This window comes from Bilophila sp. 4_1_30, from assembly GCF_000224655.1.
GTDB classification, from domain to species: Bacteria; Desulfobacterota; Desulfovibrionia; order Desulfovibrionales; family Desulfovibrionaceae; genus Bilophila; species Bilophila wadsworthia.
Window position 1 is genome coordinate 97,340 of record NZ_JH114235.1, and the last position, 11,573, is coordinate 108,912.

At 64.1% G+C, this 11,573-nt stretch carries 9 protein-coding genes; 3 read left to right on the forward strand and 6 right to left on the reverse strand.

All coding sequences use genetic code 11. The features are described 5' to 3' along the window. From HMPREF0178_RS21715 to HMPREF0178_RS18025, 6 genes are all read right to left on the reverse strand, one after another. The coding region (locus HMPREF0178_RS21715) for a Xaa-Pro peptidase family protein (RefSeq protein WP_009369022.1) at nt 1-876 on the reverse strand (876 nt) is incomplete at its 3' end. Between the two features lie 160 nt (nt 877-1,036). Further along, on the reverse strand, nt 1,037-2,221 hold the full coding sequence (locus HMPREF0178_RS18005) for a M24 family metallopeptidase (protein WP_009369023.1): 1,185 nt from the start codon (nt 2,219-2,221) through the stop codon (nt 1,037-1,039). A gap of 75 nt (nt 2,222-2,296) precedes the next feature. Further along, nucleotides 2,297-3,316, reverse strand: a complete 1,020-nt coding sequence (locus tag HMPREF0178_RS18010) for an amino acid ABC transporter permease (RefSeq protein WP_005029957.1) — start codon at nt 3,314-3,316, stop codon at nt 2,297-2,299. Between the two features lie 8 nt (nt 3,317-3,324). Beyond that, the gene (locus tag HMPREF0178_RS18015; RefSeq protein WP_009369024.1) at nt 3,325-4,068 is read right to left on the reverse strand and encodes an amino acid ABC transporter ATP-binding protein; all 744 of its coding nucleotides are present in this window, start codon (nt 4,066-4,068) and stop codon (nt 3,325-3,327) included. Beyond that, on the reverse strand, nt 4,044-5,030 hold the full coding sequence (locus HMPREF0178_RS18020) for an amino acid ABC transporter permease (RefSeq protein ID WP_009369025.1): 987 nt from the start codon (nt 5,028-5,030) through the stop codon (nt 4,044-4,046). Before HMPREF0178_RS18020 ends, HMPREF0178_RS18015 begins: the two co-directional genes overlap by 25 nt. 48 nt (nt 5,031-5,078) lie before the next feature. Next, the gene (locus HMPREF0178_RS18025; RefSeq protein WP_009369026.1) at nt 5,079-5,888 is read right to left on the reverse strand and encodes an ABC transporter substrate-binding protein; all 810 of its coding nucleotides are present in this window, start codon (nt 5,886-5,888) and stop codon (nt 5,079-5,081) included. Nucleotides 5,889-6,835: 947 nt separating this feature from the next. Between HMPREF0178_RS18025 and HMPREF0178_RS18035 the strand changes: the two genes are divergently transcribed. The 3 genes from HMPREF0178_RS18035 to HMPREF0178_RS18045 are packed head-to-tail and all read left to right on the forward strand — an operon-like array spanning nt 6,836 to nt 11,424. Next, on the forward strand, nt 6,836-9,031 hold the full coding sequence (locus HMPREF0178_RS18035; protein ID WP_009369027.1) for an acetate--CoA ligase family protein: 2,196 nt from the start codon (nt 6,836-6,838) through the stop codon (nt 9,029-9,031). Nucleotides 9,032-9,050: 19 nt separating this feature from the next. Next, the gene (locus HMPREF0178_RS18040) at nt 9,051-10,823 is read left to right on the forward strand and encodes a thiamine pyrophosphate-dependent enzyme (protein WP_009369028.1); all 1,773 of its coding nucleotides are present in this window, start codon (nt 9,051-9,053) and stop codon (nt 10,821-10,823) included. 13 nt (nt 10,824-10,836) lie between these two features. Further along, nucleotides 10,837-11,424 (forward strand): indolepyruvate oxidoreductase subunit beta, encoded by a 588-nt coding sequence (locus tag HMPREF0178_RS18045; RefSeq protein ID WP_009369029.1) that lies wholly within the window; start codon nt 10,837-10,839, stop codon nt 11,422-11,424. Nucleotides 11,425-11,573: the final 149 nt, after the last annotated feature.

Below are 11,573 nucleotides of genomic sequence, written 5' to 3' on the forward strand. Positions count from 1 at the left end.
CGCGTCCAGCATGGCGGCGTAGAGATCCGCGCAGGTCGCGCCGGGCCGCACGGCGGCGAGGGCGGCCTTGCGCATGGCGACAAGCCCTTCATACGCTTTCGTCTGTTCCGGCAGGGGCCAGCCCATCGTCATGAGCCGCGAGCCGAACGCCCAATAGCCGTTCAGCGACGCCTGAAGGTCAAGGCGGTTCATTTCGTCGCGGGCCGTCTTCTTGCCCTGCCCGATGCCGAACTTGGGCGACTCGGCCCAATAGTCTTTGGCATGGGCTCCGGTGGCGGACTGGGAAATCCCGTTGTAGCCGACGGCCTCAAAGCCCCGTTCAAGGGCGTGCATACGGATGAGCTCCGCCTGCCCCTTTTCCGCACGGGCGTCACAGGCGAGGCTGTGATGGGCGGCCCCCAGGATGGCATGGTCGGCGCGGTAGGCGAGATCCTCAAGGAAAGCCGCCTCCTCTGCGCTCTTGATCTGGCGTATGGCGCTGATCGCGGCGGAAATGTCCGTGAGCGCCCATTCGCCCAGGGCATCGCGCAGGGCCACGCTGGCGCGGTTCATGTCCAGCCCTATGGAGGCCAGCCCCAGCGGGCGGAGGAAAGCCGCCAGTTCCGCAGCGGCGTGCGTGGCATCAAGGCTTCCCGGATAGGCGCGGACATCCGAAATGATGCCCCGTTCCCAGCTTCTGGCCCAGAGGGACGGGCTCAGGACGAGGGGGAGCCTGCCTTTGGCGAACAGGACGAATGCGAGGCCCGGATGCTCGTCCGTGAACGGGAGGTGCACCTGCGCCGCGTAACGCATGTTGTCCCCGCCGGACAAAAGGAACGCATCGCAGCCCGAGCGCTCCAGTTCCGACTGGATCTTTTCAAGTACGGTCGTATTCAAGTTCTTCTCCTTGGCTCTGTCGGCAATGGCTTGCCGTTTCCCGGCATCAAAAGCCGGAAGCCGGCCATTCCCGCCCGGCCGGGCGGTCGTGTAGCGGTGCCTTTCCCTGTTGCGGGGAGGGCGGGGATGGCGGTTCGATCTTCCACGGGCGCGTGCTCCCTTAGTGGGCGCTGCGGAACCCTGTGATCATGTAGGGCATGTCCCAGTTCCGATGCCAGCTCAGGAGGCGCGGCCCATCCTTTTCCACGGCATAGATGTCGATGGAGCGGAGGAGTTCCCCTTCCGGGCCCAATGTCGCCACATCAAGGGCGATGACCATGTTCTCGCAGAGCACGGTCGGATCGTCGGCGGCGAGGTACGGCCTTTCGATCTCCCCGCGCCCGACGCCGTGGCCTATGCCGGAAGCGCTGGAAAGCGGGATGCCCCGCTTTGCGGCTTCCTTCACCACCGCGCCGTGGATATCCGAACAGGCAACGCCGGGGCGGAGCATGTCGAGCGCCAGCATTTTGAGGCTCAGGTTGTCGGCGCAGGCGCTGCGGACGCGCGGGTCCATGTCCTCGCCTATGTGGATCATGCGCGCGGTGACGCCCCAGTACCCGCCGTGGCAGCAGGCATATTCGATCCGGCAGAGCCCTTCCGAGGGAAGGAAACCGCGCTGCGGCATATAGTTGGCGCCGATGGCTTCCCCAGCCACCGCCGCCATGTTGCCGCTCATGCTTGTGCCGCCCTCATAGGCGTGGATGCGTACCCGCTCGATGAATTCGGGCACGGTGTAAAAGCCCTTGCGGTAGGCGCTGCCCGAATGCGCGCCCTCCATGTGGTTGATCGCGCCGATGATGCCGGTATCCACCTGGCGGCAGGCCATTTCGATCCGGTCGATTTCCTCGGGGAGCTTCACAAGGCGCAGGCCGCGCAGCATGGGGCCCGCATCCTTGAACGAGCAGCCGGGGAAGGCCGCGCGCAGGGCGTCGAATACGGAAGCGGCGGTCTGGCTGAAATCAACGCCGACCACGCCGTCCAGATCGGGGCGGCTTTCCTTGAGGCGGCGGATAAGGCAATCCGCGCCCACGGCATCTTCCGCCACGGCCACGCAGACGGCGGAGGGTTCCTTGGCAAGCTGCGCTTCGGCGGGCTGGGCCAGATCGGGATACAGCCAGCAGGTGCAGGCCGCCTCGTCCGTTCCGGGCTCGAACAGGGCGAGGACGGCCCTGTCCGGGGTCTGTTTGACATAGGGGAGCATGGGGCCGGCCACGTACCCGAAATTTTCGGGATCGGCCAGCAGGAGGCTCCGCATACCCTGCTCCCGCATGGCTCCGGCGAGCCGGGATTGAATGGATGCTTGCATGTATACTCCTTGTGTTCACACAGTATTGCCTGTTGCGCGGCGGCTGCCGCCTTTCACGAAATCCCGCTGCCCCCGTCAACAGGCCTGGCGGACGGTGGACATGCGTACCTCAAGGTAGCGGGAGAGCCGGGTCAGCGGCACCAGCAGGAGCAGGTAGCCGATGGTGGCGATGATCAGCGGCGTCGGGTTGGCCGTCCATGACTGCACCACAAGCGCCTCGCGCAGCAGTTCCGGGATGCCGACCACGGAACAGATGACGGTTTCCTTGAGCAGCGCCACGAACTGCCCGGTCAGCGGCGGCATGGCGGTCTTGAAGGCCTGCGGGAAAACGATGAGCCGGAAGGTCTTGAAGGTGCCGAGCCCGAGGGAGCGCGCCGCCTCAAGCTGCCCATGCCCCACGGCGCTGACGCCCGAACGCAGGATTTCGCTGAAAAACGCGCTGTGGTTCAGGGTGAGGGTCAGGATGCCGGATACCATCAGCGGCAGGTAGATGCCGATGAACGGCGCGCCGTAGTGGATAAGGGACACCAGCACGATGGTGGGCAGGGCACGGAACACATCCACGTACACCTTGACGAACCCGGTCATGACCTTGTTCTCGAAGAAGCGCACGAGGGTCAGGAAAACGCCGAGCCAGAAGGCGCACAGCGTGGCGATGATCCCCACCTCAAGCGTGGTCATGAACCCGCCCGCCAGTGCCTTCATCCCGCTTTCGCCGAGGATCTCGAAATTGAAGAACACGTAGGCCAGCCGCGACCAGTCCGCGCCGGAATAACGGACGAAGAGCCAGCCCCAGAGCAGGAGGAGCCCCACGGCGGCGCAGGAGGAAAGCACCCGCCCCAGGTTCCTGTTGGACAGGAAGACGATGCCGCCGACGATGGAAAAGAGGGCATAGCCGAACAGCGAAAGGCTCCCCAGCGTGCTCATGCCGCCGCCCACGGGCGTCGCGCCGGGCAGGAGGAGCCCCCACGCGATCAGGACGGCAAGCCCGGACAGGGCGGCTTTCGGCGAATGGTACCAGGGGCCGGCGATACGTGCGCGGCGGCGCGGACGCGGAACCCCTCCGGCCTCTGCCGGATGCGGATCTCTGGACATGGCAGGCCTCACAGGATCTTGCTGAGAAAACTTCTGCAGCGTTCGTGCCGGGGGTTGGTGAAGACCTCTTGCGGCGATCCTTCCTCGATGATCACGCCGTCGGCCAGCACGAGCACCTTATCCGCCACTTCGCGGATAAAGGACATTTCATGGCTCACCACCACCATCGTCATGCCCTGTTTCGCCAGATCAATCATGACTTCAAGGACTTCCCCGATCATTTCCGGGTCAAGGGCACTGGTCGGCTCGTCGAAGAGCATGACTTCGGGACGCATGGCGAGCGCGCGGGCGATGGCCACGCGCTGCTGCTGCCCGCCCGAAAGCATGTCGGGGTAGGAGGCGTGCTTGTCGGCGAGCCCGACTCTGGAGAGCAGTTCCATGCCGTACGCTTCGGCCTCCTTATGGGAGAGGCCGCGCACGTTGACCGGAGCCAGCATGATGTTCTGGATGGCGGTCATGTGCGGGAACAGGTTGAACCCCTGAAACACCATGCCGATGTTCTCGCGCATCTTGTTGAGGTTCAGGTGGGGGTCGGTGATCTCCTGGGCGTTGATGAAAATCTCCCCGGAGCTGGCTTCCTCCAGCCTGTTCAGACATCGCAGGAACGTGCTCTTGCCCGATCCCGAGGGGCCGATGACCGCGCAGACCTCACCCTTGGCGACAGTGGTGCTGATGCCGCGCAGGACGTGGACATCCTTATAATGCTTATGCAGGTCGCAGACTTCGATCATGCACGATGCGGTGTTGTCCATCTCGCGAGTCTCCTTTCGAGCAACGTGCTTCCGTACATGAGCGGCAGAAGCAGTATCAGATACATGATGGTGATGGTGACGAGGGGGGTCGGGTTGGCCTTCCATTCCACGATTTCCATGGCCCGCTTGAGCAGCTCGGGCATACCCACCACGGAGACGAAGGCCGTGGCCTTGAGCAGCCCCACCAGATGCCCCGTGAGCGGCGGCAGCACCACGCGGATCGCAAGCGGCAGGATGACGAAGCGCATGGTCTGGATCACGCCGAGCCCGAGGGAACGGGCCGCCTCCACATGCCCCCGGCTCACGGATTCGATCCCGGCCCGGAAGTATTCGATCATGAAGGCCAGCGCGCTGAGGAAAAGCCCGCACACGCCCGCCGCAAAGGGCGTGCTGTTGATTTCAAGGAACGGCAGCGCATAGTAGATGAAGATGACCAGCACGAGGATGGGCAGCGAGCGGAACACATCCACGAACGCGTCGATGGCACAGTTGAAGATCGGGTTGTTCAGGGTGCGGATGATCGCGATGATCGGCGCGATGGTCACGGACAGCACGGCCGAACAGATAAAGATCAGCAGCGTATTCTCAAGCCCGCCGAGCAGGATGGGCCACGTTTCGACGATGAGTTCCCTGTTGAAGAACATCATGCCGAGCATATCCCACTGTGCCCCGGAGTACCGGTAAAACACCAGCCCGAGCAAGCCGAGGAAACCGAGCGCGGCAGCCGTCCCCGCCACCTGCGGGCGCCTTTTGTCCATTGTGGTCACAATCATGGGGACGGCGGCGAGCAGCATATACAGGCCCATGCCGAGCCAGCCGCCGATGCCGAGCGAGGTTCCCGCCGGTGGGAGAAGGCCCCACGCCGCCGCGATGAGGGCGGCCACCAGCCCCCACAGGAATCCGTCACGCTGATACCAGAGCCGTTGCCGCTTCTGCCGCGAGTGTGTGTTCTCTGCCTGCATTGCGTCCTCCGCCGGGAAGGGCGGCGCAGAAACGCCGCCCCAAAAAGGTTATTTCGGCTGCCAGGGGGTCGTGTACACGTGCACAGTGGAGGAATCGGGGCCGGGCTTCGCGCCGAGCCACTTTTCATACAGGGCGGCGAGCGTCCCGTCCCGCTTCATGCCGTTGAGGATCGTATTGTATTCGTCGCGAAGGGGATCGCCCTTGCGGAAGGCCACGCCCTGGACGAACACGTCGCCCACGGGGAAGGCCACGCCGAGCATGGGGTAATTCTTGATCTGATAGAGGGCGCGGGTCTGTTCGCGCAGGTAGGCGTCGAGCCGCTTGTTCATGAGATCCATGAGGATGTCGATGGAGCGGTCGTAGGTGCGGATGGTGTACGGGCCGTACTTTTCCTGGTTGGCGTCAAGCCAGCGCTGTTCGGCGGTGCCCGCCTCGGCGCCCACGGTCTTGCCCTTGAGCTGTTCCGGGCTGGTGATGGCGTCGTTCTTCCGGGTCACGAAGGCGAGCTGGGCGTCAACCCACGGATCGGAAAAGTCCATCATGACAAGGCGTTCCTTGTTGATCCACGTATTCCCGGCGGCATCCCACTTTTTGGCCTGGAGCCCCGGGGCGAGCCCGGCGAAGGGGATGTTCGTCATCACGAGCTGTTTGCCCATGCGCTTGGCGACTTCCGCATGGAGATCCACCTCGAAGCCCACCAGCTTCCCGTTTTCCATGAAGGCGAAAGGCGGGGCCGTGGCGTTGACCGCGGCACGCAGTTCCTTGCCGGAATCGGCGGCTTCGGCCTTCGCCGTCCCCATCACGAGCCCCGTACAGGCCATTGCAGCCAACAAGACAAGAACATGTAACCGGTTCATACTGACTCCTCTGTTGAGGGTTCTCTCGCACCGGGAAACCAAGGGGGCTTCCCGGCTTGCATCAACCGCATATGGAGGCGCTTTCGCGTTTCCTTGTCCCTTGCGCGGGCACTCCCAAGGCGTGGGGAGGCCCGCTTGCTGGTGTTTGCCGTGGTATTTATTAGTTCACTATATGAAATTCATTTTGTAATATAAAACTAAACTGGTTCCTAACGTGATGTCAAGAGGGGCGGCACCGTATCCATCACGAAATTTCAATGGGAAAATACAGCGGGGCATGGCGGCATCCCCGCCAACGGAAGGCTTCCGCTGCGGGGCAGAATGAAGCTCCATACAGGCCACCGGGAGGCGGTACGGCGGCATCCCCGACGGGAATGTCTCCGGCGGACAGCGCCTTGGAAGGTATGGCCCGCCCGCTGCCGGAAGCCCCCACAGGTCGGCAAGAACAGACGTTCAAAGATACCCACAGTGAAGTGTCGAAACCCCACAGGATGCAAAAGGCCGGCAAAGGTGCCCACCAAGCCGGAGGGCCCGGAAAGCCGCACCGCACGCTATCAAATTGGCGATATAAGATCATATCTATTTAATAATATTACATTTTACGGCGCATTTCTTCAATCCCCCCACAGCCGCCTTTCCTCCAGAGGTGCATAGCCTGCCGGAAGGACGGGCCGCCTTTCCCCCACGCCAAGCGCGGCGGCAACGGGCAGCCTGCCCACATCCCGCCTTCCGGGCAAAAAACGCTTTTCCTGCATGTGGATAAGGAAAAGCAAAAATCTTTCGGCAAGGCTTCCCTTTTTCGCCCCTGCCGCTTGACTTCTTTTGGCGAACCTCATATTTTCGCATTATGAATTTTAGTTCATATAGTGAACAATAAAAAAACAGCCGGTGTCCCAAACCAGAACGCCGCAAGGCACTCCCCCGACTGCCGGACAAAGGAGTCTCCCGTGAAAAAATCCCCCTGGAAACTGGATCCCTTGTTCACGCCACGCTCCATCGCGGTGATCGGCGCATCCCCCAACGGCGGGGCGGGTTCCATCGTCCTCAGGAACATGCAGCGCCTCGGCTATACGGGCACGGTGTATCCCATCAACCCAAAGTATAAAGAGATTTTTGGATATCCCTGCTACGCGTCCCTGCGCGATCTCCCCGCCCCGGCGGACTGCGCCGCCGTGCTGCTGGGCAGCCGTTCGCTGCTGCCCATGCTTGAGGAGGCGCACGCCGCAGGCGTCAAGGGGGTCTGGGGTTTTGCCAGCGGCTTTGCCGAAACGGGCGGGGAAGGCCGGGCCATGCAGCGGCGCATCCACGATTTCTGCCATGAGTCCGGCCTGCTGTTCTGCGGCCCGAACTGCGTGGGCTATGCCAACATCACCGACAAGACCTGCATGTACAGCGCCCCGCTCCCGCAGGCGTTCCGCCCCGGCGACATCGGCGTCATCGCCCAGAGCGGCGCGGTGCTGCTGGCGCTCGGCAACGCCAACCGCATGGCCGGTTTCTCCCGCCTCATTTCCTCCGGCAACGAGGCGGCCCTCGGGCTCGCCGACTACATGGACTATCTGGCCGACGACGACGCCACGCATGTGATCGCCCTGTTCATCGAAACCATCCGCGATCCGGAAGCCTTCGCCGCCGCGTGTTCCCGCGCCGCGGAAAAGGGCAAGCCCGTCATCGCGCTCAAGGTCGGGCGCTCAGAGCTTGCCTGCCGCGTGGCGGCCACCCATACCGGGGCCATCGCGGGAAGCGACCGGATACTCGACGCCTTTTTCCGCCGTGCCAACGTCATGCGGGTCAACACCCTCGACGATCTGCTCGAAACCGCCGTCCTGTTCAGCGGGCTGCGCGGCCTTTCCGCCGGTTCGCCCAAGGTGGGGATGGCCACGGTTTCCGGCGGCGAAATGGGCATGTTGGCGGACGTATGCTCGGACAGCGGCCTCATCTTCCCGCCCATTTCAGAGGCCGGGAAGGAACGGCTCCGCAAGGTGCTCCCGCCTTACGCCCCCATCGCCAACCCCCTCGACGCGTGGGGCAGCGGCGATCTGCGCGAGGCCTACCCCGCCAGCCTCGGCATCCTCGCCGCCGAAGAGGACGTGGAAACGCTCATCGTCTCGCAGGACATCCCCGGCAACATGGCCCCCGAACAGGTGGAGCAGTTCTCGGACGTGGCCCGCGCCGCCGTCGCCGTGCGCGCCGCCTCCGGCAAGCCGGTTATCGTCGTTTCCAATATCTCCGGCGGCATCGATCCGGTCATCAGCGATATCCTCGCACAGGGCAACGTCCCCGTGGTGCAGGGCAGCGGCGTGGGCATTCCCGCCATCCGGCGCTGGATAGACTGGTGCGCTGCGCGCGCGGCGAAAACGGCATCTCCCTCCCCCCGGAAGGATTCCTCCACTCCTTCCATACTCCCCCCCGAACTGGCTTCGGAACTCGACGCCAGTTCGGGCGTATTGCCCTACGCGCTTTCCGCCCGCCTGCTGCGCCATTTCGGGATCGCCATAGATCACGAGGAGCTTGCGGTTTCTCTTGAGGAAGGCATGGCGGCAGCCGGGCGCATCGGCTATCCCGTCGCCCTGAAAGCCGCCTCCCCCGACATCGCGCACAAGACCGAGACCGGCCTCGTCAAGCTCAACCTCCGCACCGGCGCGGAATTCGCGGCGGCATGGCGCGAGCTTGAAGGCATCCTTGCCCAGCACCATGCGGGCGCGCGGCGCGAGGGGATGCTCGTGCAGGGCATGGTACGGAGCGCGGGCGGCAAATCCGGCGACGTGGTGGAAACCATCGTCGGCGTGAACCGTGACGGCGGGTTCGGATCGGCGGTCATGGTGGGGCTCGGCGGCGTGTTCGTGGAGCTGCTGCGCGACGTTTCGCTTGAGCTGGCCCCGCTCTCCCCCGAAGGCGCCCGCGCCATGATCGGCAGGCTCAAGGCCGCCAAGTTGCTTACCGGCTTCCGGGGGCGCGCCGCGTCCGACGTGGAAGCCCTCTCCGATGTGCTCGTCCGGGTGGCAGCCATGTGCTGCGCGCTGGGCGACAGGCTCGTTTCGCTCGACCTGAACCCGGTCATGGTGCTGCCGGAAGGGGAAGGCGTACGCATTGTGGACATCGTGATGCAGGTGGCTCCGGCACGGCATTGCGGGGAAACCGACTAATCTTGATGGAGAAAAGCCGATGAAGAAACTTCTGTCCGGCAACGAGGCCCTCGCACGGGGCGCGCTGGAAGCGCGCATAGAGATCGCCTGCGGCTATCCGGGGACACCCAGTTCGGAAATCCTTGAAAACGTCAGCAAGTACAAAGAAATATACTCCGAATGGTCGGTAAACGAGAAGGTGGCGATGGACGCCGCTGCGGGCGCGGCCTATTCCGGGCGCCGCTCGCTCGTGACCACCAAACAGGTGGGCATGAACGTCATGTCCGATTCGCTGTTCTATACCGCCTACACCGGCGCGGAAGCCGCGCTCGTGGTCGTCACCGCCGACGATCCGGGCCTGTTCAGCTCCCAGAACGAGCAGGACAACCGCCACTATGCCAAGCTCGGCAAGTTCCCCATGCTGGAACCCTGCGACAGCCAGGAATGCAAGGATTTCATGATCGAAGCCGTGGACATGAGCGAACGCTTCGACACGCCCGTGGTCATCCGCACGACCATGCGCACCTCGCATTCCAAGTCCGTGGTGGAGCTCGGCACCCCCGGCGCCTACGGGCGCGAGGTCGGCCCCTTCCCCCGCAACATCGAAAAGTACAATTCCATGTGCACGTGGGCGCGCAAGCGGCACTACATCCTTGAACAGCGCCTGCTGGACATCGAGGAATGGAGCAACACGTGGCCCGGCAACCGCATCGAATGGGGCGACCGCGAATACGGCTTCATCGCCGGGGGCATCATCTACGAATACGTAAAGCAGGTCTTCCCCGAAGCCTCCATCCTCAAGCTCGGCATGTGCTACCCCCTGCCGAAAAAGCTGATCCGGGAATTCGCGGACGGCGTGCGCAACGTCATCGTGGTCGAGGAGCTTGACCCCTTCATCGAGGAGCAGGTCAGGGCTATGGGCATCCCAGCGCGCGGCAAGGACATTTTCTCCATCTGCGGCGAACTGCTTCCGGAGGACATTGCCGAAAGCTGCCGCAGGGCGGGCATCCTCAAGGATACGGCCCCCGCGTTCAGCGACACGTCCGAATCCCTCCCCAGCCGCAGCCCGCTGCTGTGTTCCGGCTGCCCGCACCGCTCCACGTTCTACAACCTTTCCCAGATGAAGGTGCCGGTGGCGGGCGACATCGGCTGCTACAACCTCGGCACCCTGCCGCCCTTCAACGCCCAGCACACCATGGGGGCCATGGGCGCGAGCGTGGGCGTGCTGCACGGCATGGGCCTTTCCGGGCTGCCGGAACCCGCCGTGTGCACCATCGGAGACGGCACGTTCTTCCACGCGGGCGTCGCGCCGCTGCTGAACATGGTCCACAACAAGGGCAAGGGCACGGTCATCATCATGGACAACCGCACCACCGCCATGACCGGGCATCAGGACAACCCCGGCATCGAGGCGACCCTGTCCCTCGGCACCGTGGCGCCTGTGGACATCGCCGGGCTGTGCCGCGCCTGCGGCGTGGAAAAGGTGCTCACCGCAGATGCCTTCGATCTCGCCGCCGTCCGCAAGGCGCTTGAAGAGTGCACCGCCTACGACGGGGTTTCCGTGCTCATCACGCGCGGGGACTGCGTGTTTGTCTCCCGCAGCCCCAAGCCCGCCCGCGTGGTGGATGCGGACAAGTGCATCGCCTGCGGCAAGTGCATCCAGAGCGGCTGCCCCTCCGTGGTGCTGTCCGACGAAAAGCACCCCAAGACAGGGAAGCGCAAGGCCCGCATCGAACCTGTGACCTGCGTCGGCTGCGGCATCTGCGCCCAGATCTGTCCCGTCCACGCCATCTCCGGCCCCGAACAAGCCTAAGGAGCGCATCCCCATGAAAAAGACCATCCGTTTCCTCATCACCGGGGTCGGCGGGCAGGGTACCATCCTCGCCAGCGACATCCTCGCCGAAGTAGGGCTCCGGCTCGGCCACGACGCCAAGAAATCCGACATCCTCGGCCTCGCGGTGCGCGGCGGCTCCGTGGTCAGCCACATCATCTGGGGCGAAAACGTCCGCGCGCCCATGATCGACCGGGGCACCGCCGACTATTACCTGAGCTTCGAATGGCTGGAGGGCCTGCGGCGGCTCGTCTATACGAATAAGGATACGGTCGTGCTCGCCAACGACTGGCGCATCGACCCCGTGTCGGTAAGCTCCGGGCAGGCCGACTATCCCGACGAGGACGGCATCCGAGCCGCCATCCGCGAGCGCTGCGCGGGCCTGCGGCAGATCCCGGCAACGCCCCTTGCCGTGGAGATGGGCAACGCCCGCGTGTTCAACAGCGTCATGATGGGCGGGCTGGCCCAGCTCGTCGGGGGCGACGCCGACGTCTGGCGCTCCGTCATCGCCGACCGGGTCGCGCCCAAAGTGCGGGATCTCAATGTCCGGGCATTCGATGCCGGGCTGAACCACACGTTCTAACGCCGCCGCGGGGTCCCGCGGCATGTGGGGGAACATTCCCATGTTTGATATTCTGTTCCGCAATGCAAAGGTCATCGACGGCACGGGCAATCCGTGGTTCTACGGTGATGTGGGCGTGGAAGGCGGCACCGTCGCCGCCGTGCTCCCCC